This window comes from Photobacterium sp. DA100 (genome assembly GCF_029223585.1).
In the GTDB taxonomy this organism is placed as follows: Bacteria; Pseudomonadota; Gammaproteobacteria; order Enterobacterales; family Vibrionaceae; genus Photobacterium.
On the sequence record NZ_CP119424.1, the window covers coordinates 1,779,679 to 1,804,157 of the forward strand.

Here is a 24,479-nt window from a genome sequence, read left to right on the forward strand (position 1 = left end):
TACTTTTTGACGAAGCGTCAAAACGAGTGAAAAACTACAACACAAGATAATTAAAAACAATCAAAACAACAGTGGAAAATATCATTTAGTTATTTTGTTCGGCGCTATTACCACAACGAACTCACTTACAATCATCTCAAATACTTTATTGTGTGACATGTGCTGGAGAAAACAGATATTTATAAAAAAAGTCTCGCTATTTTCATAGCGAGACTTTTTATTTATAACTTAGCTATAAAGGAATAATAAAATAAAAACTATTCTATTTGCTCATAGGTACTTTGCATTTCCTCTGGCGCGATGCCGTAGCCACCGTCGGTTAAATAACCATCCCTATACACTTTCATGCCCGCATCGTTCCAATCGACAGCGATAACCGCTGTTTCACCATCAAGACTACCTAACAGGCTCAAAACCTCTTCCGTGATGGGGATGGCCTTAATACTCTTTGCACGTTTAAACGGCATGAAAGTATCGAACAGGGGTAATTCGCCATAGGTGTCCAACCATGTTGCTTTCGGTACTAACCACTCGTTGTAAACGGCACCAACCACAGGGGAAGGGTTACGGGCAATAACCACCTCTTGCGTTACCGTGTTTTCAGTCTCGAGAACAGGCTTGCCATCAACAGCCACATAGGTAGGAAATGCCTTACCCAACTCCAGCTTGTGAGGAAGTCGCCCCAAGGTAACCGCTTTCTTGCGATACTCCGTCGCCTCTTCGAACTTCACCATAATTTCTGGTACCGCCTGGAAAGAAACAGGCATAGGTGGCGTCGACGAAAAAGCAGGCCAGGAGGACAATAATGCAAACGCGCAGGCAACAAGAGAAAGCTTTCTCATTTTTAATCTCAACAATAATCTGAACAGGGCTATATTAATGCTTCAATGGCCTTATTGTCATGCCTTAACAACATAATCTTCACAACCGCCCTTAAACCATGACTTCCATCAAACAAGAATATACACACCATTGCATTGGTCACCCATTCATTAGATGATAAGCAAACCTACCCATATCCTTAAGGAATACGAAGGTAGCTATGGACAATCATGCCTCTTGGCTTAAGTGGCTCATGCATACCATGACACTGGCACCTCTGGCCCATCTCGCCATCGGCTTGCCAGTCTACTTTATCTTGTTCTCCGGTTCGGTGGTGTACACCGTCGGCCTGTGCTTATTCACTGCGGCCAGCATTCTGCCGTTTGATTTCATCCACTCGCTTGCCCTGACTTACGCCGTATCAGGAAAATTACTGGTTGGTTTTACCCTCTACCATGGCTGGCCGGTGCCGCTGGTTAGCTTGATCCCAGCCTTATACCTAATTGCATTGCTCATTTTGCGCTATAAACTCAGGGACACCAATTTCAGGCAATGGGCAGCCTACCTGCTAGAAAACGTCTGGCGTTCCATTCTGCTTTCGTTACTCATGATGCTTATTGGTATTGCCGTCGGACTCAGCATCCATCTTTGCGCATCCTTATCCGGGCTTTTGGCAGCAGCGTATCTGTTTTACCGAGTTTGCCATTTTTATGTCCCGCTTTGGAGCAAGCTGTTAAGAAGCCGCCTAAATCAAGCCCCCCACCATCATGACTCATAGGGCACCTAAACCAGAGCAATCAGGATAAGCAAACCAATCAGACTTAGCCGCGCTTTCTTAAGCTATGCTTTTTAAAAGCAAATAATTAGGGAGCGCGCAATGACTTCAACCCCCAATCAAATAATGACCCGCCTTGCCTATCTGGGGTTAGTCCCATTTGCACTTAGCCTAATCTGTATCTGGGCGGACAAGACCCTATTCGGACTCAGTGCTCATAAAGTATTTATCGCCTACAGCGCAATTATCCTCAGCTTTCTGTCAGGTATTCTGTGGGGAAATGCAATCGACCACATGAAAACCAGCCTAAGCCGCAACGCCCTACTGCTCAGTAACCTCTTCGCCCTGATTGCCTGGGGGGTGTTGCTGCATTCACCGGACAGTTATACCTGGTCGGTACTGGTGCTGCTATTTGGCTTCGTTGCCATCTGGTTTGCCGAGAAAAAAATCCGCGAAGTCGAAAAAGAAAACAGCCCTGCCGATTACCAGCCCATGCGCAACAAACTCACCGGCATTGTCGCCTTCTTTCATCTTGTCGCTTTGGCAAGCTAAGCCGTTCAGTCGATAAAAAAGAGGAAGCCAAGGCTTCCTCTTACACAAGTCAATCGATCTGGCACCGTGCCTCGGGCAAATAAATAGTAAACCTTGCCCCGCCGCTATCACTTTCTCCAATCAGCAATTCCCCTTTATGCAAAGAGACAACCTGGGCAACAATCGCCAACCCCAAGCCATGACCGCCGGACTGCCGGTCTCGGGAAGTACCAACCCGGTAAAAGGGCTTGAGCACATTCTCCCTCTCTTTGGGCGGAATGCCGCAGCCGTCGTCGTCGACCTGGATCGTCAAAGCTCCCTGCTGGCAGAATGCGCTAACAACAATGCATTGCTCGGCATAGCGAAAAGCATTACGGATAATGTTAGAGACTGCCCGCTCTAAATGATGAGCATCAACATCAAAGTAACAGTGCTCCGGGCAGTCTAAAACCAGTTGCTTCGAGGTGTCCTTCTGGCAATGAACGATGGTGCGCTGCAATACTTCAGCGACATCCTGCTGTTGCAACTGCAATGTGACGCCCGAGCGCTCCATTTTGGCAAAGTACAACAACTCTTCGATTAGCGCCTCCAACTCATCGACATCCTCATAAATACCGCCCAGGTGCTTTTTCTGCTCGGCGTCTAGCGCCGACTCTTCGAGTAAGTCAAGTTGGCACTGCATCCGGAAAAGCGGCGTCCTGAGTTCATGGGCAATGGCGTTGGTCAGGTGTTTATGGCTCTGGATCAACTCAGAGATCTTGTCTGCCATCTGGTTAAACCGGGCATTGAGCCGGCCAACCCGATCGCCGGCTTTTTCCGACGCTCGCACCGTAAACTCTCCATTGGAAAAGGCCATTGTGGCATTTTCCAGTTTACGGAACCGGTTAGATAACAATTTCAGCATTATTGCGCTGTAGAGGGCGAACGTGGCGAAAAAAGAGACCCAAAGTAATTTGAACTCTAAATCAAGCATCTGCCAAAGGTCTTGCTCGGGATCTGGCTGGAGGAAATAGACCCACTTCTGGTCACCGTACACCACCCAGTATTGGTTTTCGCCCTCGAACAAGGCACCGCGCCGGCTCAGTTTATCGTGCTGGGCTTGGCTCAGCCCAATTTCATCCCAGCTAAACCGCTGATAGGTCAAATGGCTGCGCTCGGCATAGCCTGCCAGCAAAGTATCCGCTTTCTCTTGGCCCCGCTGCGCGGCCACATCATCCAATATCTGCATCACGCTGGAAACGTAGCTGATCTCCAGCTCTGCCTCGTAATCGGTTGTCAGCTCCTGGGTCACAAAAGAGAAAGCAAAAATGCACAAGAAGAAAAGCCCGGACAAGCCAACAAAAAACTCTAAGTAGAGACGCTTCATGGCAACGCCTTACCAGCGGTCTGGTACAAACAAATAGCCTTTTCCGCGCACCGTAATAATCTTCCTTGGCAGAGAAGGGTTGTCCCCCAACTTCTTGCGCAGGGTAACAATCTTGTTGTCGATGGTGCGATCCAATCCATCATATTTGATGCCGCGGGTCTCCATCACCAAGAATTCCCGTGTGAGTACCTCGTCCGGATGACAAGCCAGCAACCACAATAAGTTGAACTCACTGTCCGTCAGGCTTACGGCCTCACCATCCATTTCACAACTGCGGCTGCGGTGGTTGATAGTCAATGTACCGTATCGATATTCCAGCCCATCAGACGGCGCAGCGGCACTTTCATCCTCACTCTCCGGATTGGCGCTATTGAGCTCACGGCGCAGCAGCATTCTGATCCTTGCTAGCAAAACACGGGGCTTGATCGGTTTATTGACGAAATCATCCCCACCCACTTCCAAACCAGCCACATGATCAATGTCATCATCGCTGGCGGTCAGGATCATGATCTTACTCTTAACTTTGCCACGGATCTTGCGGCAAATACTCAGCCCATCCATGCCCGGCAGCATCAAGTCCAGTACCACTAAATCTGGTTGATGACTAATGATCACGTCTGGTGCTTCTAGCCCATCATGTACGGTGATCACTTCAAACTGCTGTTGCCGAAGGTAATTTGCCAATAGCTCACACAGCTTCTCATCATCTTCGACCAACACAATCTTTAACATGTAACCAACCTACACCAAATAAAACAACGTTCAAAAACGGAGGATACACAATTTTCAAACCTATTTCGATAGGAGATAGGATCAAAACCTAACATGCATGTAAGCTAAGATTGCCATAGCGCATACAGCGTTAGGGCAGAGTCGGAATAAGGTTCATATCCGCTGTTTAGCCCGCCCCATCATCCGCAACAAAACTTGATTCTTGGCAACAAAGTGATGCTTCAACGCCGCACAAGCATGGAGTGCGATAACGACAGCCAGCGACGCGCAAGCATAGCGGTGCACCATAAAGAAAAAACTATTTATTTCTCTGGAATTGATTAGATTTGGGATTTCCACCAGCCAAAATAATGGATAACTTGTCTCTAACATCAAAAAACCACTGATAAAAACGACAAACATCAGCTGATAGATAATCCCATGGATCATATGGGCCGCACTGAGTTGCCAGTGAGGGAGCTTATCATTTGAAAACGCTCTGGTGGGTCGAAAGTATTTCCAAGCCCAACGTACCACAAATACCCCACTTCCCACGGTTGCTAACGACATGTTCATGACAGAAAGAAAGTTAAACACCGGCGGATGGGAATCGATAACCAGATGCATCACATATCCTGCGGCGGTAGCATAAATAATAATCACTGCCATTATCCAATGCAGATAACGGGTTACCTTGTCATAATTTATTATTTCCATATGAAGACTAAACCTTACTTTTGATACTTAATGAATGCTATGAAAATTATCAATGCAGATGTTTGCTGTCATGGTTCAAGACGTGATCCCCATTCAAATTAACAAGAATAAACATACAATTAATAAATTAATCATAATAAAAACAAGAAGCCTATAGGCAATATTAATAAGTCACACAACAATAATCATTAATACCAATGTAGTTGATGCCTTTCAGACTCTCTCATTTACTTATATGCCTTCTCAAAAAGCAATATTCATTGCAACTGTTTTTGTGACTAACAAGGACGATTTTACTCAAAGCGTTTTTCATAATAATCATCTTACAAATTGCATCAGAACAATAGAGGGATATATGTCTGCTATCTTGGTATTAAATGGACCTAACTTAAATTTATTGGGTACGCGAGAGCCAACACAATACGGCTGCGAAACGCTCAGTGACTTGAAAGAGCGCTGTATTTCCGCTGCCAGCAAATTTGACCATAGCGTTGACTTTCGCCAATCCAACCATGAAGGCGTTTTGATTGATACGATCCATGAAGCAGGAGAGCGCTACAAGCAAGGGGAGATCCTGGGGATTGCCTTTAACCCCGGTGCTTACACCCACACCTCCATTGCCCTGCATGATGCCATCAAGGGGGTCGATGTCCCGGTGATCGAGGTTCACATTTCCAACGTGCATGCCCGGGAATCATTCCGCCATCATTCTTATATTTCCCCTGTAGCCAAAGGCACGATTATCGGTATGGGGTTGAAAGGATATGAACTGGCTATCCAGGCCCTCGCCGAAGCTTGCGACTAGATAGCGGTATGGCTGAATAAGACCATCGCTCCGAGCGATGGTTTTTTATTTATCGGCTCAAAACAAAAGGCCACCATGATATTCATGGTGGCCTCATTATTAATAGTTAAATTTGATTACTTAATCTGTTTCCCGCGTTGCCGCCTGAGCAGACAGGCGAATGAAAGCATTATCTTCGCCGTATTTCTTATATTCGCCAATACGTTGTAGTACCTCGAAGAAAATACCATTGACTTCCTTGGTATAAAAATGGAAAAACTCCCCATCCTCGCTGCGGTCATACATAATGTTGTCTTGCTTCATTCTTTGGATTAACAACTCATCCAAGCCATACTTGGCTTCAATATCACGGTAGTAGTTATCCGGGATCGGTAATTGGAACTCCGCCTCCAGCGACTCTGCCGCTTTGAAAATGTCCCGACACTCAAGGGCAATTTGATTCACTGCCGCACCATTTGATTGGTTTAGGAACTGCTGTGTGGCCGTTTCTGAGGCTTTGGTCGTATTGAGTACAATCTTCACATTGTTGTTGCTGCTGGTGACAGTCTTGCTGGTGATCAAGCCATTGATATCAGGCAGGTCAAAACTTTGTTCCGGCTTGAAACCAAAGATAGAGCGGTAGAAGAAGGCCATCGACAGCATATCGGTATTGGGCACCGTCTGACCAATGTGATCAATTCGCAGCAGGTTACCATCATCCTCGGTTGCCTGGGTGAGTACCGGCTCGAAGTCATGGTCATAGAAATTACGCTGGGCTTTTTCATCCAAGAAATACACCAGGCTATCACCGGCCCCCACCACCGCAGGAATGCTCAGCTCGTCATTGAGCCTTTGATTGTGGATGATATCGCAATGATAGCGGCTGGCTAACGCCAAACTACGCTGGCTATCTTCTGAAATCAGGCCAATCGCACAAACCGACTCACCATGGCGCTTGAGGTATTCGTGAGCACTGCTGTTCTTCTCGCCATTGAGCACGATATTGATCTCGCCTTTATTCATCAGCACCACATTCTTTGATTTATGCACGTGCGTTTTCCTGAACCCGAGCGATGTCAGCAGGTTGTAGAAAGAATTGTCAGACTCATCGGCAATAGAAAACTCAATAAAGCCAATACCTTGGATGTCCGGCGCAGGGGTGGCAGGTGCTTGTTGGGTGCCAACCTGATCCTCCAGCCACTTCAATGAGCGGATACCATCGATGGATTTCTCTAGCGGCGAAGAGGCTCGGAACTCATCATTGAAAATTTCATGCGACAAGTAGTCGTCAAAACCCTTATCCTTGAGCACTTGCAGGAACTCGATAACCGGCAGATCACCTTGGCCCGGGAAGCAACGGAAGTGACGGCTATATTGCAGGATATCCATATGGATCTTCGGCGCATCAGCCACCTGAACCATGGCGATTTTATCGGTAGTGATCTCGTTCTTGAGCACCTCCAAGGTATTGCCACGCGCGAACATGTGGAAGGTATCGAGAATAATCCCCATGTTGGGGTGATCCGCACGTTTTACCAGATCCCAAGCATCATGGTAGTCCGCAATGTGCCGTCCCCACGCCAAGGCTTCATAGCCTAGCTTGATGTCTTCACGCTGGGCAAGCTCTGCCAAGGTATGCAGATCACTGGCACATTGGCTTCGATCTGCCGATGCATAAGGCTGTACATTACTGCACATCAAGATCCGACTCGTACCCAGTTCATGGGCAACCTCGAACTTCTTCTGCAGCATGTTGATTTTCTGTTGGCGCAGAAGCTCGGGCATCCCTTCCATATCACGCATTGGCTGGAGGGCAACAATGCTTAACCCGAAATCATCAGCCATACGCTTGACCTGTGCAGGGCTGTAGCGGCACTGCGTCAGGTCATTTTCGAAGATTTCAACACCATCAAAGCCCGCATTGGCGGCAGCTTCAAACTTCTGCGGCAAGGTTCCAGAGAGACTCACCGTTGCGATAGAATATTTCATCATGACTTCCTTTCAATGAATACGTGATAATCTGCCCGATGCTGTGTTAGCCGACCTGGCGCACCTCAACATAGCTTTTGCTCTCGCTGGCTTCGACAATAGCGTCGATCACCAACAGGTTCTGCAAGCCGTCCTTAATACTGACTCTTGGCTCAGTTTCGCCCCGGATCAATGCGCAGAAATGCGTGAGTTGTAGCGCAAGAGGGTCTTGGCGCTCTAGCTCAACCGTATCGACCGCCAACGGCTTCCACCATGATTTTTCTTCACTGCCAGTATGGAATTTCATACGCATGGTAGGAATGGATAGCGATCCGTTGGTACCCGCAATGTGGTAGCAGTCTTCGTCGCCATAGCTAGCGTAGGATTTATTCTCCAGCGAAGTCTGCTCCCAACTTCGGCCGCTACAGGCTGTATCCGAAAGAACAAAGGTACCCAGCGCTCCACTAGCGAAATGTAGGGTCATGACCGCCGTGTCTTCCACCTCAAACTGACGGTTCACATTCGAACTCATCGCCTGGACACCGACGATCTCACCCAACAAATACCGCAAGTTGCCAATCTCGTGGATCATATTGATCAAGATTGGCCCGCCGCCTTTTTGCGTGCGCCAAGGACCTTCGTCAAAATAAAAGTCAGGTTTGTAGAAAATCGCACTGCCAATCACCGCTACCGAGCTGCCAAACCGCTCGCTTTCAATCACCTGCTTGGCAGTTTCCAGAATCGGGCTATACGCGCGGTGATGGCCGACCAAGATCTTGCTGTTGTACTTTTCGGCTTCTTTGAAAAGCGCAAAGCCCTCTTCAATAGTTTGTGTCACCGGTTTTTCAACAATGGCCGCTACCCCTTCATTGACACACTGCATCGCCTGCTCGGCATGAAGTTTATTAGGTGTAGCCAAGATGATGCCATCAGGTTTGGCGTCATCGAAGAGCGCATTCAAGCTTGGAAATAACGGGACATTATATTGCTCAGCTAATTCTTTTGCTTGCGGAGAGGGATCTACGATAGCCGAGAGTTCACATTCATCACTCGCATTAATTAACTTTAGGTGCGTTTTACCAATTAGCCCCGCCCCAGCCACTGCAATTTTTATTTTTTCCATTTCTTGCCTCTTATTTCACATTTATTATGGTAATACAAAGCCACCAAACACCCAGTGGCTTATCCATTTTCTAGATATTTATTGATAGTTGATTTACATAGAGAATGACGGAAAGTGTCACTCCAGATAATAGCGTTGTAATTAAAAGTGTACTTGAGCAAAAAACGCTATCACCATATTGCCCGCCTATTACCGGGTATATACTCAGCATTGGCATAGCCGAAAATAAAATAACCGCTAGTTGTAACTCTCCATCAAGTGGAAAAATAAACGTCAACAATAAAGCAATAACGGGACAGATTATTAGTTTTGTACTGCATACCAATAATGACCGACTAATATTAGCTTTTATGGTTGCTCCTACTAACGACCCACCAATGACAAATAAAGCGAGCCCGGTAGAAACCTTGGCAGCCATTTCCAAAACACCACCGACGACACTCGGCAGAGAAACATCAAAGATGTTAATCGCAAAGCCAATGGTTACAGCGATGATCATTGGGTTTCTGGTTAATTTCGTCAATGAGGCCAGGTAGATGGCTTTCTTACTTTTTCCTGATTGGTTATGTGTGATTTCTAAGATCATGAATGCCAATGGGATAAGAATGATATTCTCAATTAGAAAGCACATCACAAACGCTTGTGCTGTCGTGTCTTCGAAAACTTGTATAACAATCGGTATACCGACAAACGCACTGTTTGATAGTGCGCAGCCCAAACTATTCATTGCTGATGATTTGCTATTATTCTTCAGCAGAGCTCGGCTCGCGATAAAACCGATGGTCATTGCGGCAAGCCCTGTCACTCCGTAAACCAATAAATAGTTAAAGCTGATCGCTTCTGATAACTCGATAGTACTGACATTCAAGATAATCAATGCCGGCAACGCAATGTACATGACGAACTTGCCACATTCAGCCACAAAGCTTTTTGAAAACGCACCTATTGATACCGCGAAGTAGCCAACCGATATCATCACAACGATAGGAGCAAGTATTTCAGCCACCGACATTGTTATTATCCTCAATCAACCTAATAGCCGAACAAATTAATACCCAAAGAGCCTTGGCAACATCGTCACTGAGCTTGGTACGAACGTAATAAACATCAGGACAATCACTTCGATGATGAACAGCGGCATAACCTGACGTGAAATAGCGGCAATCCCTACTTTCGAGATGGAGTTCGCCACGAACAAACACATCCCCATTGGCGGCGTGATCAAGCCAATCATCAAGTTGAAGATCACGATGACACCAAAGTGGATTGGGTCGATACCGAAACTCATCGCAATCGGGTGCAAGATCGGGATAAGGATCAGCATGGCTGCAATGCCTTCAAGGAACAGGCCGATACATAGCAAGATCAAGTTAACCAACAGCAGGAATACAATAGGATTGGTGATGTTATCCAGTACCTGCTGGCTGATCATTTGCGGCACTTGCGAGAATGTCAGCAGCCAGTTAGCCACCGACACCACCGCAATCAAGATCAATACAATTGATGAGTCGCGCATGGAGGTAATGAAGATCTCAGGCAAGTCTTTAATCTTCAGCGTCTTGAAGACGAACATACCAATCGTCAGGGCGTAGAAAGCTGCGAAGGCTGCCGCTTCAGTCGGTGTCACAATCCCCATCAAGATAGAACCCAGGATCAACACCGGCATAGTCAGCGGTATGATCGCATTGATAAAGGCTTTAAAGCGCCCCGTCACAACTGCAGTATTTTTGATATTGTGCTTCGTCGCGTAGTAATACACATAGGCCGACAAGCAAATTGCTGAGAGAATGCCAGGAACAATACCTGCCAGAAACAGACCCGGTACCGATACACCACTGGCAATAAGGGCATAGATAATCACCGGAATACTCGGTGGGATCATCGGCCCAATCACCGAAGAAGCCGCTGTCAACGCCGATGAGAATGACTTGGAATAGCCTTCCTTCTCCATTTCAGGAATAAATACTCGACCCAGTGCAGAAGTATCTGCTACTGCCGAGCCAGATAGCCCTGCAAACATAACCGAAGACCAAATATTGACCTGAGCCAGACCGCCTTTGAACGTACCAACCAGTGCATTAGCAAAAGTAATAATTCGCTTGGTGATGCCACTTTTATTCATTAGCTCGCCAGCTAAAACGAAAAGTGGGATCGCAAGGATTGAAAATGAGTCCAACCCGCCAAAAATACGTTGCCCAATCAGGCTTAAAGAAATAGGGGTATCAGAAATAAATAACGTTATTGACAGAATAATACCGAACACGAGCGGTATACCCAGTATTAGCATACTGGATAGAAATGCTAAAGATAACATGTTACTTCCTTATATTTTTTATCTTTTATTTGCTGGTAAGCGTACTTAACTCATAGCGGCGCAGTTGAATATAGCTAGCTAATTTCATGATTGCGGCGATGGTTAATCCTGCTCCACCAATAACAATGGCTGATTGGAAGAAATACATACTCAAGCCTGTGCCTGGAGAGGTAATTGAACCGCGACGCATTACAAATAAATAACCCGACCAAGTAATTAATACACCACTTGCCAATACGGCTATGTCCGTCAGGATATTTAATCTAGCCAGATTTTTTTTCGATAAAAAGCTGTCAAGAACCGAAAACTTAATATGAAGGCCCTCTAAATAGCAGAGGATCATGCCAAACATAACACCGTATATCATGGAGTATTTGGCCACTTCCTCACTCCATAAAATTGGGCTATCCAAAAAGTAACGGCTAATACTGGCAGCCAGCATGACACTAAAAAGAACAAATAACGACAAGGCCGCTAGCACTGACAGTAGTTTTTTATAGAAGACCATCATACACATCCTTGATATTGCTTAAGGCGGAAAAGCCGGCATGGTTTCCCATACCGGCTAAAACCACTTACTGAACCTGACTCGCTGCGTTTACAGAGTCCTGCACTTTCACTACCCACTTAGGATCAACCTGTTTCTTCAGCCACTCAACAATCTGTGGCTGCGCGGCTGAGCGAAATTTTTCCAGCTCTTCCTGTGATAGGGAGGTGATTTCCATACCGTTCTTAGCCAGAATTTCCAGACCTTGCGCCGAGTTGACCTGCTGGATAGCACGACCGACGGTTCCGGCCACTTTACCCGCACGGTCAATGATTTCCTTGTCCGCAGCGCTCAACGACGAGTAGAAGTCTTCATTGATCAGCAGGAAGTCCGTACTGTACACATGGCCATCTAGGGTGATGTATTTCTGAAATTCGTAGAATTTACTCAGGGTAATAACGCTAACTGGGTTTTCCTGACCATCAATCACACCAGTTGTCAGTGCAGTAGGCACCTCAGGGAAGGCGATAGGCGTCGCTTCAGCACCCAAGGATTTCATCATCTCGATGTACAGAGGCAGCGTCATGACACGAATTTTCAGCCCTTTCAAATCATCCGGAGAATGGATTGGACGTTTAGAGTTGGTGAAATGGCGGAAGCCTGTCTCGCCGTAAGAAAGGGTACGTAGACCTGTTTGCTGTAGGCAGTGCTCACTCAAGCTCTGACCAAACTCGCCATCCAGTACTTTCCACGCTACTGGTGATGAAGGGAATAGATATGGGATTTCTAGTACCGATGCTTCCTTACACACTTTGGCAAAAGCCCCCGATACCAAGCTCATTGTGACCATACCTTCCTGGGTAGACTGCACCAACTCGGTTTCCGAGCCCAGCTGACCCGCAGGATAGATGTTGACCTTCATCCTGCCGCCGGATTCCGCCTCAACCAAGTTTTTGAACACCTGAGTGGCCGCCCCCTTTTTGGATGTTGTCCACTCTTGGGCATCGACGTGACCAATGGTGATGTTGATTGTTTTTGCACTCACTGTGCCTGCAGTTGCTAGCGAAAGCGCTATGACTAATGACTTTATAATATTCACAACCGTTTACCTCCTGTTAACATACATTTGATACTAACAGTGGAAATTTATCGCCAGAAATTGATATAGCGCATAGGGCATTCAAATTAGGTATAAGCCGTTTAAAACAAGCCAGTTTAACCTTTATTTTTCATCGTGTTACACAAATAAATGTAAAAATTAACTTTGAATCACTATTGGTATTTTATTGATAAATTGATGCTGGCTCACATTTAATTTTGCATCCTAACAATAGCGATTATTCAATACTTACAACCGGTAAAATGTAGAATAATTTCCACACATTTATGCAACAAACAAAAAAACCCGAGGCATAGCCTCGGGCAAGGACAGAACATGACTTATCGCCTATTACAAATCAGTTCACGTCTAGCAACACACCTTGATGTAACTAAAACTCTTCAGTATCAATTTCTAGCTGAACCACACTGTTGTATCGAGGGCCCTTTACCGTTTGCTGATTGATGATCCTATCCAGCTGGGCTACCACCTCTGCGGACAACTCGTAATCCGCAGCTTGCCAATTCTCAACCAGATGATCGCTATTTGTGGTGCCCGGCAAAACAATACTGTCTTGTTGCTTGGCCAGTACCCAAGCTAAGGACAGCTGAGCCAACGAGATTTGTCGTGATGATTCTCCCGGAAAATTTACCTGTTGTGCAATCTCAAACAGCTGGTCAATCAACTTCAGATTACTCGGGTAATATTCCGAAGAAAAACGCGGCATTGCCCGGCGGATGTCATTACCTTCAAAATTATCCGGGTCACGGATGCACCCGGTCAACGCCCCCCGCCCCAGCGGACTGAATGCCACAAAGGTAACGCCAATGTCTTGACAGGCATCAAGCAGCGCGATTTCAGGGTTGCGGCTCCACAGCGAGTACTCAGACTGCACTGCCGCAATAGGATAGACCTCATCGGCTTTTCGCAACGTATCTGCCGAGACTTCCGACAAACCGATCTCACGAATTTTCCCTTCTTCGACCAGACGCGACAGCTCGCCGACACTGTCTTCAATTGGCACAGTTTTATCCCAACGGTGCAAATAATAAAGATCGAGCACATCGGTTTTTAGTCGGGACAAACTCTGCTCACAATGCTTACGCAGTGAGGCTGGTCGGCCATCAATCTGCTTCTTGCCATTGTCACCGATGAACATGCCGCCTTTAGAGGCCAAAAGAAACTCCGAACGGCGATGACCCACGGCTTTGGCCAGCAGCTCTTCATTGGCTCCAGCACCGTACAACATGGCCGTATCGAGCATGTTGTAGCCCAGATCCAACGCTTGGTTGAGCAGCCTTATCCCCTGCTGCTTTGTCGGCGGTTGGCCGTATGCATGGGACAGGTTCATACACCCAAGGGCGACCGGCGCGGTATCTAGCTGGCCTATCCTGCGCATGCATGCCCCCGAGACCAGTCACTTTCCAATTCCTGCTCAATACGATCCAACGTTTCCATTGCGCTCAGGCACTGGCGAACACTGGAGTTAGGCTCACGGTTTTCGCGAATGGCAGCAAAGAACTCACGGTCAATCAGCTCAATACCATTGTTCGATACCGCCACATCACTCAAATCAATTGGGTTTTCTCGGCCATCAAACAAGTCATCGTAGCGCGCAATGAAAGTGCCTTCGTCGCAGATGTATCGGAAGAATGTACCGAACGGGCCGTCATTGTTGAATGACAGTGACAAGGTACAGATAGCACCAGACGGGACTTTCATGCCAATGCTCATGTCCATCGCAATACCAAGTTCAGGATGGATTGGTCCTTGCAACGCAGTAACTTTCGATGCGACTTCGCCAGTCTGGTACTGGAACAAATCAACAGTATGACAAGCGTGGTGCCAAAGCAGATGATCCGTCCAGCTACGAGGTTCTCCCTTGGCATTGGTATTGGTACGACGGAAGAAGTAAGTTTGGACATCCATCTGCTGGATATTCAACTCACCAGCTTGGATTTTATTGTGGATCCACTGATGGCTTGGATTAAAGCGACGAGTATGACCAGCCATTGCCACCAAACCGGTTGTCTGCTGTACATCAACCAAGCGGCGGGAATCTTCCAGGTTATCTGCCATCGGAATCTCTACCAGCACATGCTTGCCGGCCTCCAGACACTGAATGGCCTGACTAGCATGCATCTGGGTTGGCGTTGCTAAAATCACTGCATCCAGATCCTCAAGTGCCAGCGCCTGCTCTAGCTCTTCGGTAACCAGCGGCTGATTATACTCAGCCGCTACTAACTGGAGTTTATCCAGATCGCGGCCAACAAGCGCCGTCACTTCAACATCTTCGATATTCTTGATTGCTTCAAGATGCTTAGTACCAAATGCACCGTTTGCACCCACTACACATACTTTCATCATTACATCCCTTTTATGTTTAAGTCAGTCTGTAACGCTTTAGCTCCTGTTAAGAGGACAAGCGTTTAAGCACCGTGTTTGCTAATTCAGTAAAATCTTCGCTATCGGCTTTCAGTGCCAATGCACCAATTTTCTCTTGCCATTGCACCGTTGCCTGCGCCATGGCGTTATCCAGTTCGAGTTGCTCCACCGTCAAAGCAACTTCGCGCATTTCAGCAGCCCGGCGCTGGCCATGCACCATCATTCGCTCAAGGTTGTAAGCCGCAGCCTGACGCCAGTTGATACCAGGATGGCTTGCTTCCAGCGAGCTGAGCACATAGTCTTCGACATTGGCTTTTTTGGCGCTGAGGAATGATTCCGCCATCAGAGCTTCCATCCCCTTCACCATAATGCTTCTGATCATCTTGACCGAAGAGGCGGCACCAACATCGCCTTCAATCACATCTAGCTTCATGTCCAGCTGCTCCATGAGCTTTTTAGCCTCCGTCACATGAGGTCCACTGATCAATACAGGTGTCTGGTGCCGCTTTGGATAAATCGGCGACATGATGGCGACATCGACATATTTGCCGCCGGCTTGCTCTATCAATCTGCCATTGATGCGCTTAGAGTCTGGCGAGCAAGAATTACAATCGAAATAAAACTGTCCCGGCTGAATATGCAGCGCAGCATGTTCGGCAGCAACTCGCGCCTGATCAGCGGTAACCAGAGAAAAAATAGCAGTTGCACCACTCAGTGCAGCTTCAAGGTTGAAGCATCCCTGTACCCCTGACTCGATATAGTCAGTCAGCTTCGCCTTCCGTAGGGAAGGGTTATCCGTTTTGATGTCATAAGCGGTTGCAACCGGAGCCTGAATGTCACTCCAGCCAGACATGATCGCCTTGCCCGCTTCACCAAAACCTAGAAAGGCAACTTGTGATAACTTGGCCATTGCCACTCCTTTCAATCGATTAACATTTACCATGCGCAATTGTTAATGCGCCGTTAACCAAAAGCTATCACCGGCTGAATTTTAAAGGTAATTAATTAAAAGCGAGAGATATTCATTTTTTGAATAGACAGCAATAATTTCTAGCTTAAAACCGATAGCGCCAGCCCCTTATCACGCAATAAACTTATAAAGCTTTTCTGTAAGTCTGTTGCATGCCAGTTCTGCCTAAAGGTTAAACCTATCGGCCGCGAGTGGCTGAATGAAGGAAAGTCTAAAATGGTAAACTTACCCTCATTAAGTTCCCGCTGAACCTGATGTTTTGAAAGAATCGCTAACTTATTACTGCCTAATAATATTTCCCTCACCAATATTTGTGAGCTGGTTTCAATTAATTTCTGGGGATACTTGTCGGTATTAGAAAAAAATGCATTAAACATCTTGCGAGCAGGGGTATGCTCGCCTGGTACCACCCAGCTTTGCTCCGCGAGAATATCCATTGTTAAATCATCCACTTTCGTTAATGGGTGATCAGTTCTGGCAATAATATTATTGCTTGAATCAAACAGGGTTTCTTGCCTGATATCGACGGCGGGGGGCGGGAAGCGCAGCGCGCCGATCAACACATCGATTTCACCATTGCGAAGGTGGTAAAGCAGGTCAGAATAGTCCCCTTCCACAACCTTGATATTAAAGTCATCATTGATATAAGAAAAGTCATTGATCGTCTCCGGCAGCAGGCAGGTTCTGGCAAGCGGCATACTGCCAACCACGATTCTCCCTGCCCCTGCCGACTGCTCGGAGCTGATTTCCTCCAGGCCCTGCTGGATCTCCTTGAACGCCAGCTTGGTTGCTTTCAGCAAGCCGAGCCCCACTTTACTGATACTGATCCCCAACGATGTTTTCTCAAATAAAACAACATCTAAGCTTGCTTCGAGCTCTTTCGATGCCCGATAAAGCGAAGACTGCGACACGCCAATACTGCGCCCAGCAGCCGAATAACTTTTATTTTCGGCAACCGCCAATAAAGCCCTTAACTGAGTGATAGTCACGGTATTGATATAATTGGAAGATTTTGCTTTTTTTGAGCTGCCAGTTTTTATATTAAGAATTTTGGTAAGTTCATCGTCCAAGATATTAATTGCTCGACATACTCGCTTATTAAGCATCATTCCTAGTGATGTCAAATGCATGCCGTCAGAGCGCCTTTCAAATAGCGTTGCCTTAACAACAGATTCTAGCTTTGCTATGGCTTGGGTTAATGCGGGCTGGGATAAAAAAACCAATTCCGATGCCTTACTGATACTGCCTGAATCAGCAATGTAAATAAATGCTCGCAAATGCCTTAAATTAGGAATATCTACCATCTTCACGTCTAATAATAATTGAAATAATAAGGGCACTATACCAAAAACGAATACCTTTACATTATTTCTAAATGGTAAAAAAAGTGTTAAGACCAGATACTGTGATCACTGTAATCTTCTAGCAGCCAATCGGATACATTTTTACAAGGATGAGAAGGCTATGATCATCGATTGTCACGGACACTACACAACAACGCCACCTCAAGTGGGCGATTACCGAGAGTCTCAAAAAGCAGCGGTTGCCAAGGATCCGCTATACAAAGGCCAGAAGGGCACCATCAACATCAGTGATGATGAAATCCGCGAAAGCATTGATAACAACCAGCTGCGCCTGCAGCAAGAACGCGGCACCGACCTGACGATTTTCTCACCGCGCGCCAGCTGGATGGGGCACCATATAGGTAATGAACACACCAGCCGTTACTGGACAGAACACCAGAACGAACTTATTCGCCGTGTTTGTGATCTCTACCCGAACAACTTTGCCCCGGTAGCCCAACTGCCCCAATCTCCAGGTGTCACACCGGCAAAATCCATCCCTGAATTGGTACGCTGTGTCGAGGAAATGGGCTTCATTGGCTGCAACCTGAACCCAGATACCACAGGTGGCTTCTGGAAAGATGCGTCTCTGGCTGACCGCAGCTTCTACCCACTCTATGAAAAGCTGGTTGAGCTGGATGTCCCGGCAATGATCCATGTCAGTGCCGCCTGCAACAGCTGTTTCCACACCACCAGCTCGCACTACTTGGGAGCAGACACCACGGCTTTCCAACAATTGATGATGTCAGATGTCTTCAAAGACTTCCCGACCCTGAAAATCATCATCCCGCACGGTGGCGGCGCGGTGCCTTACCACTGGGGACGCTTCCGTGGCATCGCACAGGATATGGGCCTAGCGCCACTTGAAGAGTTAGTACTCAATAACATCTTCTTCGATACCTGTGTCTACCACCAGAAAGGCATTGATTTGCTGCTAGATATTCTGCCAGCTGAAAACATCTTGTTTGCTTCTGAAATGATTGGTGCCGTTCGCGGTATCGATCCGGAGACCGGCCATTACTTCGATGATACCAAGCGTTACATCGACGCCAGTACCAAGGTTTCCGATGAAGAGAAATCCTTGATTTTCGAAGGCAATGCCCGCCGCGTATTCAGCCGCCTAAAGCTCAACAATGTATAAGGGAAGTGAACAATGAACAACAACGTCGTAGTGCAAAACATCGAACGCGTTAACCCAGAAATCATCCAGGGACTGGCTGAATGCGGAGTAGCCACTGTCCATGAAGCTCAAGGTCGTAGAGGACTCTTGGCGGACTACATGCGTCCCATATACTCTGATGCCGCCGTTGCCGGTTCAGCCCTGACCATCTCAGGCGCAGCCGGCGACAACTGGATGATGCACGTGGCCATCGAACAAGCCCGTGAAGGCGATATCCTTGTTTTTGCCCCGACCTCCCCGTCAAACTTCGGCTTCTTCGGCGATCTACTGGCCACCTCGGCGCAAGCCCGTGGCGTCGTTGGCTTGGTGATCGAAGGCGGTGTCCGTGATGTGCGCGACCTGAAAAAGATGAACTTCCCGGTCTGGTCGAAACATGTCTTTAGCCAGGGAACCATCAAGGAAACCCTCGGCTCGGTCAATGTCCCTATGGTGTGTGCCGATGAGCTGATCAATCCGGGCGATGTCATTGTTGCCGACGATGACGGCGTCTGTGTGGTCCGCCGCGATGAAGCCGAACAAGTGCTTACCCTAGCCCGCGAAAGGATGGCGAGAGAGGAAGAAAAACGGGTTCGTTTGGCAAACGGTGAGCTCGGCCTGGATATCTACAACATGCGCGGCCGGTTGGCAGAGAAGGGCCTGAAGTATGTCTGACCTAACTGCTGTCCGCTGTATGTGGATGCGGGGTGGCACCTCGAAAGGTGCCTACTTCCTCGCCAGCGATTTACCAAGCGACCCACAGCTGCGCGATAACGTTTTACTTGGCGTAATGGGCTCTCCAGATCCCCGCCAGATTGATGGCATGGGCGGGGCTGATCCTCTCACCTCTAAGGTGGCCATCATCACGCCATCGCAGCGCGAAGGCGTGGATGTCGACTACCTTTTTCTCCAAGTCTTCGTCGACAAGCCTGTTGTAAGCGACGGGCAAAACTGCGGCAATATCCTTGCCGGCGTGGCGCCCTTTGCTATTGAGCGTGGCTTGGTAGAGGCCAGAGACGGCGAAACGTCCGTCACTGTCTACATGGAAAATACCGGTCAAATCGCTGAATGCCTGGTGCCGACTCCGAACAAGATTGTGAGCTATCAGGGTAACGCGGCTATCGACGGCGTACCTGGCACTGCCGCCCCAATCGCAGTGACTTTCCGCGATACGGCGGGCTCAAGTTGCGGGGCCCTGCTGCCGACCGGGCGTCAATTCGACAACATCGACGGGGTTGCCACCACCCTTATCGACAATGGTATGCCGGTTGTTGTCATTCGCGCCGAAGATGTGGGAATCGAAGGTAATGAAAGCCGGGATGAACTCGATAATAACGAAGCGCTCAAAGCCCGCCTGGAATCTATCCGATTACAAGCAGGCCCGATGATGAACCTTGGCGATGTCACTGACAAATCCGTCCCGAAAATGTCACTGGTAAGCCCGGCACAACATGGTGGGGCTATCTCGACCCGCACATTTATCCCTCACCGCTGTCATGCCTCTATAGGAGTGTTAGGTGCCGTGAGTGTGGCATCCGCCTGCTTGTTACCAAAATCGCCGGCCTTTGAGCTAGCCAGTGTTGAAGTTGGTGACACGATGACATTGGACATCGAACACCCAACCGGCGCACTGACCGTCATTGTTAACCGAAGTGATGATGACGAGAGCGCTGCAATATTGAGAACAGCAAAAAAGCTGTTCGATGGCAATGTATTCGTCGCAAACCAATTTTAAAAATAACGAAAAAGGAATAAACATGGACGCTGATTACCTCCCTTTCCATCCAAATCCTCGTACTCCGGCATTTAAGGTTCCGGCAGACGCAGTGGACGCCCATTGCCATGTCTTTGGCCCTGCAGCCCAATTCCCGTATTCTCCGAAGCGCAAATACACCCCGTGCGATGCCAGCAAGGATCAGTTGTTTGCTCTTCGCGATCACCTAGGTTTTAGCCGCAACGTGATCGTCCAAGCCTCTTGCCATGGCACTGACAATGCCGCTCTGATCGATGCTCTGCACACTGCCGGAGAGCTTGCCCGTGGTGTTGCCGTCGTGGATGAGTCCATCACTGAAGAAGAGCTTCTTACCATGCACCAGGCTGGCGTGCGGGGTGTGCGTTTCAATTTCGTCAAACGTTTAGTTGATACCACACCGAAATCGGTATTCAAAAACATCGCGGCGAAAATCCGTCCATTTGGCTGGCATATCGTGGTGTATTTCGAAGCCCAAGATCTTGAAGAGATCGCACCTTTCCTCGAAGAGCTAGATACCACCATTGTGATTGACCACATGGGGCGACCTGATGTCAGCAAACCTGTTGACGGCCCTGAATTTCAAGCCTTCGTCAACCTGATGGAGCGAAACCCGCACTTCTGGACCAAAGTCAGTTGCCCAGAAAGACTGACCCAAACCCCACCGGATTACAGCGATGTGGTGCCGTTTGCCAAGTACTTGGTAGAACGCTTCCCAGAGCGAGTGCTATGGGGCACCGACTGGCCACACCCAAATATGAAATCCCATACCCCGGATGACGGCCAACTGGTTGATGTGATCCCGCTGATCGCACCAACCCCAGCCCTACAACAAGCGCTATTAGTCACCAACCCCGATAAACTTTACTGGCAACAAGCCTAGGGAGAGCAGATGTCTTATCTCGATAATCCAAACGCCATTGAAGGCACCACCATGTTCGACGGCACCATGGCCCGAAAAGGCTATGATCTGAACAAAATGTGTTACTCCCTCAACAACGCCGAGGCCAGAGCCGCCTTTTCCGCTGATGAGATGACCTACTGCGACAAGTTCAACCTGACCGACGCACAAAAACAGGCCATCGCCAACCGCGATGTACTGGGGCTCATCGCTGAAGGCGGCAGCATTTATTACCTCGCCAAGTTTGTTGGTTTGCTGGGCCTTAACATGCAAGACATCGGGGCTATCCAAACAGGCGTCACACTAGAAGAATTCAACCAAAAACTGCGCAATCCAGGGAGCTAAGCCATGGCCAAGATCATCGGTGGTATCACCACATCACATATTCCGCTCATCGGCAAAGCAATCGCTGAAGGCTCGCAGCAGACCCCATACTGGAAGCCTTTCTTTGATGCTTACCCGCCTATCCATAACTGGCTGGAAGAAGAGCAGCCTGACGTTGCAATTGTGTTCTACAACGATCATGGCCTGGAGTTTTTCCTCGATAAAAAACCAACCTTTGCCATTGGCGCTGCCGAGGAATACCACAATGCCGACGAAGGCTGGGGGATCAACACTATCCCGCCCATCAAGGGCGCACCAGAGTTATCATGGCACATCTGCAATCAGCTGGTTGAAAACGAGTTTGATATTACCATCTGCCAGGAAATGAAGGTCGACCACGGCCTTACTGTTCCGATGCAGTTGATGTGGCCAAACAACAGCTATGGCCATATGAAGGTGATCCCGGTTTGTATTAACGTTGAACAACACCCGATGCCATCACCCAAGCGATGCTTTGATATGGGCAAGGCATTAGGTGATGCGATCCGCTCGTTCGATAAAGATCTAAAGGTGGTGATTCTGGGTACCGGCGGTTTGTCCCACCAGCTTGATGGCGAGCGTGCTGGTTTTATTAATACCGAGTTCGACCGCTACTGCATGGACAAGATCATCAGCGAGCCAGAAGCCCTGACCAAACTGAGTATCCGCGATCTTGTTGTCGAAGCCGGATCGCAAGGCCCTGAGCTGATCCTCTGGCTGGGTATGCGCGGCGCACTATCCGACAACCTCAAGGTGCTACACAGCAATTACCACTATCCTATCTCAAACACAGGTGCGGGCACCATGCTGATTAAAGAGCAGCAGCCGTAATTGCAGCTTTTGATACTGAACGGACCAAATAGCAAAAGGGTATTCGCTTTGAATACCCTCTTCCTTTGATTTAACAAGAAGTTAAATTTCAACAAAGCTCGTAATCGAATCAAAGAGCCCTTTGCTGGCTTTCTTGGTGTCTTCTGGTATGGCGACACCAGCCGCTTGTTGGCATTGCACCACTATATTCTGCTCTTTAACGTTATGACATCGCTTAAGGTGCTCATCCAACTTTGCTTGCTCACCCATACTACGATACAAAGCAACGTATTCCGGTAAGAAAGGCTTATCCGAACCTATGGTAGCCTTCGCTTTGTTTAACACCTGTTCAGCTTTTTGATGCTGCTTCTGTGAACGGAAAGCTTGCGAGGCCAATGCAAATGTTTGAATAGAGGCATAATCCCAGTTTTTAATTAGTGCTAAATTCTGAGCAGCTTTATCAGGCTTATTCTGTAGCTTTCTGACGGTATAGTAAGCCAGCCTTGGATAGGCATGTGAGCTTGTCGGCCCCGATACTGCTTGGCGAGCAAGTTTTTCGGCTTTATCCAAATCACCAAACTCAACAGCGCGCATGGCCTCAGAGGCAGCCCAATAGTTTTTCTGGATCTGTTTAGCCTTACCTGAATGAAGAGCTTTATTCATCTTCTCAGTGGAAAAGTCTCGCCTGCGCTCTATACGGTACTCACGCTTTACATAATGATTTAAATCCTGCTTCCTTTCACTGGGTGAGTTATGCCGATCGGCAAAATCTTGCAACAGACGCGTTGCAGCTTCATTGGCAGCCAAATAACCTAACGTCTCTAAGTTTGAGCCATTTACGTGTTTTTCTGCCTTACTGGCCATTGAGACAAAACTTTGAAAATCCTGTTTTTTGGCCGCCAGTTGAGCCTTATTGAACACCTGACTACTTTCAAGCCTATCCATCACATCATAATAAGCTCTGGCGCTATAACCCGCTTTTACGATCAAATCCACGCCAAGCAGATCAGCTTCATCTTCGTCTTGCCGACTCATTGAGGAGCTCAACACATCACGACTTAAGCGATTAATTGTCACTCCGATACGATATGAATCGGTCAACGCTTTATTGGCACTTGCTGAATTCTTGGAAGATAACTTAATGCCATTGGCCGTTTTTTGCGTCTCTAGATCACTAACAACAGCAGAGACCATAGCGATATTTGCAGCCTTGCTCACCAAGGCACTTTGCTTAGCAAAGTACTCATTCGTATCATTATGATCTAGCAGTATATGGGATAACTCATGAGCAATGATAAATGCTAACTCATCTTCAGAATCAGCATCCCCCAAGACCCCCTGAGTAACCACAATCGTGTCCATAGTTGCCAGAGCCGAATAGTTTCTATCCGCAGAGATAACAACTTTAATATCCCTATCAACCGGTTGCCCCCATGTATCCAGTAATTTAGCGAGTATCCCATTCAGATATTTTTCAGCATAAGGGTTTGCTATCAGATTTTTATCTGCTGCCGCACGATAAAACACCCTATCTTCTTCCGCCACCTCTGATTTCTCACTTGTCACGGTTTGCTTGGCATGGGTTTGATTGGTTTCTGGCGTCAGAGAATGAATATATTTCCCATCCACCCCCTCATAAGTGCTTCCTGTCAGGGTTTTAAGGCTATCCATCGCACAGCCAGACAACATTCCGGACATAACCAATAGAGCAATATATTGACGCATCATTAACACCCTTCTCCAAGTCCGTGGGTAGAGAAAACTTGCTTATCTGATTTTTTCGAAATCGTCTGTTGGGTGCAGACAATAGAAGCAACAGCTTTGTGATTTAACTCAACCTCGGTGATATGGACCCATTTCTCATGACCAAGGTGTTCAAACATCAACATGCCTTCTTTTTTGTCATAACTTGCGACGATGACGGTTTCTTCTTTAGGGTCCGGCAAGCTTGATTTATCAACATCCGTACAGTCCAACTTCCCATCGCAAATTTCGACAGAGTCCATAAGGAAATCCAATATCAATACTTTATCTTGCGCTGCCGCTGGATATGCCATTAACGCGAAAACAAAACCTAACCACTTAATGTTTTGGAAAAACATAG

Annotated in this window: 25 protein-coding genes; 9 read left to right on the top strand and 16 right to left on the bottom strand. The window is 47.6% G+C overall.

Annotated elements, in window-relative coordinates:
• Positions 1–257 precede the first annotated feature (257 nt).
• On the bottom strand, positions 258–842 hold the full coding sequence (locus tag PTW35_RS25645) for a hypothetical protein (protein WP_044621631.1): 585 nt from the start codon (positions 840–842) through the stop codon (positions 258–260).
• A gap of 200 nt (positions 843–1,042) precedes the next feature.
• Between PTW35_RS25645 and PTW35_RS25650 the strand changes: the two genes are divergently transcribed.
• Both PTW35_RS25650 and PTW35_RS25655 read left to right on the top strand, forming a co-directional pair.
• A complete protein-coding gene (locus PTW35_RS25650; RefSeq protein WP_044621632.1) occupies positions 1,043–1,600 on the top strand; it encodes a hypothetical protein in 558 nt (185 codons plus the stop codon).
• 99 nt (positions 1,601–1,699) lie between these two features.
• Entirely contained in the window at positions 1,700–2,149 is a 450-nt protein-coding gene (locus tag PTW35_RS25655; protein ID WP_039467911.1) for a DUF3429 domain-containing protein, read from the top strand.
• Positions 2,150–2,198: 49 nt separating this feature from the next.
• Here PTW35_RS25655 and PTW35_RS25660 read toward each other — a convergent pair whose 3' ends face one another.
• From PTW35_RS25660 to PTW35_RS25670, 3 genes are all read right to left on the bottom strand, one after another.
• On the bottom strand, positions 2,199–3,494 hold the full coding sequence (locus PTW35_RS25660) for an ATP-binding protein (RefSeq protein ID WP_281028035.1): 1,296 nt from the start codon (positions 3,492–3,494) through the stop codon (positions 2,199–2,201).
• A gap of 9 nt (positions 3,495–3,503) precedes the next feature.
• Positions 3,504–4,226, bottom strand: a complete 723-nt coding sequence (locus PTW35_RS25665) for a response regulator (RefSeq protein ID WP_281028036.1) — start codon at positions 4,224–4,226, stop codon at positions 3,504–3,506.
• A 153-nt stretch (positions 4,227–4,379) separates the two neighbouring features.
• Positions 4,380–4,922 (bottom strand): cytochrome b/b6 domain-containing protein, encoded by a 543-nt coding sequence (locus PTW35_RS25670; RefSeq protein ID WP_281028037.1) that lies wholly within the window; start codon positions 4,920–4,922, stop codon positions 4,380–4,382.
• Between the two features lie 355 nt (positions 4,923–5,277).
• Between PTW35_RS25670 and aroQ the strand changes: the two genes are divergently transcribed.
• Positions 5,278–5,727, top strand: a complete 450-nt coding sequence (gene aroQ, locus PTW35_RS25675) for a type II 3-dehydroquinate dehydratase (protein ID WP_281028038.1) — start codon at positions 5,278–5,280, stop codon at positions 5,725–5,727.
• Between the two features lie 120 nt (positions 5,728–5,847).
• On the opposite strand, the gene PTW35_RS25680 is transcribed toward aroQ, so the two are convergent.
• The 10 genes from PTW35_RS25680 to PTW35_RS25725 all read right to left on the bottom strand — a co-directional run bounded on the left by PTW35_RS25680 (position 5,848) and on the right by PTW35_RS25725 (position 17,356).
• Complete coding sequence (locus PTW35_RS25680; protein WP_348637742.1) at positions 5,848–7,698, bottom strand: TIM barrel protein; 1,851 nt, start codon at positions 7,696–7,698, stop codon at positions 5,848–5,850.
• Positions 7,699–7,741: 43 nt separating this feature from the next.
• The gene (locus PTW35_RS25685) at positions 7,742–8,797 is read right to left on the bottom strand and encodes a Gfo/Idh/MocA family oxidoreductase (RefSeq protein WP_281028039.1); all 1,056 of its coding nucleotides are present in this window, start codon (positions 8,795–8,797) and stop codon (positions 7,742–7,744) included.
• Positions 8,798–8,867: 70 nt separating this feature from the next.
• Positions 8,868–9,809, bottom strand: coding sequence for an AEC family transporter (locus PTW35_RS25690; protein WP_281028040.1), 942 nt, complete (start codon positions 9,807–9,809; stop codon positions 8,868–8,870).
• Positions 9,810–9,845: 36 nt separating this feature from the next.
• Entirely contained in the window at positions 9,846–11,111 is a 1,266-nt protein-coding gene (locus PTW35_RS25695) for a TRAP transporter large permease (RefSeq protein WP_281028041.1), read from the bottom strand.
• Positions 11,112–11,136: 25 nt separating this feature from the next.
• Positions 11,137–11,622: a TRAP transporter small permease gene (locus PTW35_RS25700; RefSeq protein WP_281028042.1), complete on the bottom strand. Its 486-nt coding sequence runs from the start codon at positions 11,620–11,622 to the stop codon at positions 11,137–11,139.
• Between the two features lie 64 nt (positions 11,623–11,686).
• Positions 11,687–12,697, bottom strand: coding sequence for a DctP family TRAP transporter solute-binding subunit (locus PTW35_RS25705; protein ID WP_281028043.1), 1,011 nt, complete (start codon positions 12,695–12,697; stop codon positions 11,687–11,689).
• 391 nt (positions 12,698–13,088) lie between these two features.
• Positions 13,089–14,096, bottom strand: a complete 1,008-nt coding sequence (locus PTW35_RS25710; RefSeq protein ID WP_281028044.1) for an aldo/keto reductase — start codon at positions 14,094–14,096, stop codon at positions 13,089–13,091.
• Entirely contained in the window at positions 14,084–15,061 is a 978-nt protein-coding gene (locus PTW35_RS25715) for a Gfo/Idh/MocA family oxidoreductase (RefSeq protein WP_281029150.1), read from the bottom strand. Before PTW35_RS25715 ends, PTW35_RS25710 begins: the two co-directional genes overlap by 13 nt.
• 49 nt (positions 15,062–15,110) lie before the next feature.
• The gene (locus PTW35_RS25720; protein ID WP_281028045.1) at positions 15,111–15,992 is read right to left on the bottom strand and encodes an NAD(P)-dependent oxidoreductase; all 882 of its coding nucleotides are present in this window, start codon (positions 15,990–15,992) and stop codon (positions 15,111–15,113) included.
• Between the two features lie 140 nt (positions 15,993–16,132).
• Positions 16,133–17,356: a LysR family transcriptional regulator gene (locus tag PTW35_RS25725; protein WP_281028046.1), complete on the bottom strand. Its 1,224-nt coding sequence runs from the start codon at positions 17,354–17,356 to the stop codon at positions 16,133–16,135.
• 160 nt (positions 17,357–17,516) lie between these two features.
• Here PTW35_RS25725 and PTW35_RS25730 point away from each other — a divergent pair, with 160 nt between their 5' ends.
• From PTW35_RS25730 to PTW35_RS25755, 6 genes are read left to right on the top strand one after another with little or no spacing between them, the layout of a single operon-like run.
• Positions 17,517–18,536: an amidohydrolase family protein gene (locus PTW35_RS25730; protein WP_281028047.1), complete on the top strand. Its 1,020-nt coding sequence runs from the start codon at positions 17,517–17,519 to the stop codon at positions 18,534–18,536.
• Between the two features lie 12 nt (positions 18,537–18,548).
• A complete protein-coding gene (locus PTW35_RS25735) occupies positions 18,549–19,226 on the top strand; it encodes a 4-carboxy-4-hydroxy-2-oxoadipate aldolase/oxaloacetate decarboxylase (RefSeq protein WP_281028048.1) in 678 nt (225 codons plus the stop codon).
• The gene (locus PTW35_RS25740) at positions 19,219–20,286 is read left to right on the top strand and encodes a 4-oxalomesaconate tautomerase (protein WP_281028049.1); all 1,068 of its coding nucleotides are present in this window, start codon (positions 19,219–19,221) and stop codon (positions 20,284–20,286) included. The genes PTW35_RS25735 and PTW35_RS25740 overlap by 8 nt, the downstream gene beginning before the upstream one ends.
• A 22-nt stretch (positions 20,287–20,308) precedes the next feature.
• Positions 20,309–21,184: an amidohydrolase family protein gene (locus tag PTW35_RS25745; protein WP_281028050.1), complete on the top strand. Its 876-nt coding sequence runs from the start codon at positions 20,309–20,311 to the stop codon at positions 21,182–21,184.
• A gap of 9 nt (positions 21,185–21,193) precedes the next feature.
• Positions 21,194–21,547: a protocatechuate 4,5-dioxygenase subunit alpha gene (locus PTW35_RS25750; RefSeq protein WP_281028051.1), complete on the top strand. Its 354-nt coding sequence runs from the start codon at positions 21,194–21,196 to the stop codon at positions 21,545–21,547.
• Between the two features lie 3 nt (positions 21,548–21,550).
• The gene (locus tag PTW35_RS25755; RefSeq protein ID WP_281028052.1) at positions 21,551–22,396 is read left to right on the top strand and encodes a class III extradiol dioxygenase family protein; all 846 of its coding nucleotides are present in this window, start codon (positions 21,551–21,553) and stop codon (positions 22,394–22,396) included.
• Between the two features lie 81 nt (positions 22,397–22,477).
• On the opposite strand, the gene PTW35_RS25760 is transcribed toward PTW35_RS25755, so the two are convergent.
• The gene (locus PTW35_RS25760; RefSeq protein ID WP_281028053.1) at positions 22,478–24,103 is read right to left on the bottom strand and encodes a M48 family metallopeptidase; all 1,626 of its coding nucleotides are present in this window, start codon (positions 24,101–24,103) and stop codon (positions 22,478–22,480) included.
• On the bottom strand, positions 24,103–24,477 hold the full coding sequence (locus PTW35_RS25765; protein ID WP_281028054.1) for a hypothetical protein: 375 nt from the start codon (positions 24,475–24,477) through the stop codon (positions 24,103–24,105). Before PTW35_RS25765 ends, PTW35_RS25760 begins: the two co-directional genes overlap by 1 nt.
• Positions 24,478–24,479: the final 2 nt, after the last annotated feature.

What these genes read in the sequence shown, in the direction of transcription:
- PTW35_RS25690 (WP_281028040.1), bottom strand. Translation starts at nt 9,809, where the DNA reads ATGTCGGTGGCTGAAATACTTGCTCCTATCGTTGTGATGATATCGGTT.
- PTW35_RS25695 (WP_281028041.1), bottom strand. Translation starts at nt 11,111, where the DNA reads ATGTTATCTTTAGCATTTCTATCCAGTATGCTAATACTGGGTATACCG.
- PTW35_RS25670 (WP_281028037.1), bottom strand. Translation starts at nt 4,922, where the DNA reads ATGGAAATAATAAATTATGACAAGGTAACCCGTTATCTGCATTGGATA.
- PTW35_RS25650 (WP_044621632.1), top strand. Translation starts at nt 1,043, where the DNA reads ATGGACAATCATGCCTCTTGGCTTAAGTGGCTCATGCATACCATGACA.
- PTW35_RS25700 (WP_281028042.1), bottom strand. Translation starts at nt 11,622, where the DNA reads ATGATGGTCTTCTATAAAAAACTACTGTCAGTGCTAGCGGCCTTGTCG.
- PTW35_RS25740 (WP_281028049.1), top strand. Translation starts at nt 19,219, where the DNA reads ATGTCTGACCTAACTGCTGTCCGCTGTATGTGGATGCGGGGTGGCACC.
- PTW35_RS25750 (WP_281028051.1), top strand. Translation starts at nt 21,194, where the DNA reads ATGTCTTATCTCGATAATCCAAACGCCATTGAAGGCACCACCATGTTC.
- PTW35_RS25685 (WP_281028039.1), bottom strand. Translation starts at nt 8,797, where the DNA reads ATGGAAAAAATAAAAATTGCAGTGGCTGGGGCGGGGCTAATTGGTAAA.
- PTW35_RS25725 (WP_281028046.1), bottom strand. Translation starts at nt 17,356, where the DNA reads ATGGTAGATATTCCTAATTTAAGGCATTTGCGAGCATTTATTTACATT.
- PTW35_RS25720 (WP_281028045.1), bottom strand. Translation starts at nt 15,992, where the DNA reads ATGGCCAAGTTATCACAAGTTGCCTTTCTAGGTTTTGGTGAAGCGGGC.
- PTW35_RS25710 (WP_281028044.1), bottom strand. Translation starts at nt 14,096, where the DNA reads ATGCGCAGGATAGGCCAGCTAGATACCGCGCCGGTCGCCCTTGGGTGT.
- aroQ (WP_281028038.1), top strand. Translation starts at nt 5,278, where the DNA reads ATGTCTGCTATCTTGGTATTAAATGGACCTAACTTAAATTTATTGGGT.
- PTW35_RS25655 (WP_039467911.1), top strand. Translation starts at nt 1,700, where the DNA reads ATGACTTCAACCCCCAATCAAATAATGACCCGCCTTGCCTATCTGGGG.
- PTW35_RS25735 (WP_281028048.1), top strand. Translation starts at nt 18,549, where the DNA reads ATGAACAACAACGTCGTAGTGCAAAACATCGAACGCGTTAACCCAGAA.
- PTW35_RS25755 (WP_281028052.1), top strand. Translation starts at nt 21,551, where the DNA reads ATGGCCAAGATCATCGGTGGTATCACCACATCACATATTCCGCTCATC.
- PTW35_RS25665 (WP_281028036.1), bottom strand. Translation starts at nt 4,226, where the DNA reads ATGTTAAAGATTGTGTTGGTCGAAGATGATGAGAAGCTGTGTGAGCTA.
- PTW35_RS25645 (WP_044621631.1), bottom strand. Translation starts at nt 842, where the DNA reads ATGAGAAAGCTTTCTCTTGTTGCCTGCGCGTTTGCATTATTGTCCTCC.
- PTW35_RS25760 (WP_281028053.1), bottom strand. Translation starts at nt 24,103, where the DNA reads ATGATGCGTCAATATATTGCTCTATTGGTTATGTCCGGAATGTTGTCT.
- PTW35_RS25730 (WP_281028047.1), top strand. Translation starts at nt 17,517, where the DNA reads ATGATCATCGATTGTCACGGACACTACACAACAACGCCACCTCAAGTG.
- PTW35_RS25715 (WP_281029150.1), bottom strand. Translation starts at nt 15,061, where the DNA reads ATGAAAGTATGTGTAGTGGGTGCAAACGGTGCATTTGGTACTAAGCAT.
- PTW35_RS25745 (WP_281028050.1), top strand. Translation starts at nt 20,309, where the DNA reads ATGGACGCTGATTACCTCCCTTTCCATCCAAATCCTCGTACTCCGGCA.
- PTW35_RS25680 (WP_348637742.1), bottom strand. Translation starts at nt 7,698, where the DNA reads ATGATGAAATATTCTATCGCAACGGTGAGTCTCTCTGGAACCTTGCCG.
- PTW35_RS25765 (WP_281028054.1), bottom strand. Translation starts at nt 24,477, where the DNA reads ATGTTTTTCCAAAACATTAAGTGGTTAGGTTTTGTTTTCGCGTTAATG.
- PTW35_RS25660 (WP_281028035.1), bottom strand. Translation starts at nt 3,494, where the DNA reads ATGAAGCGTCTCTACTTAGAGTTTTTTGTTGGCTTGTCCGGGCTTTTC.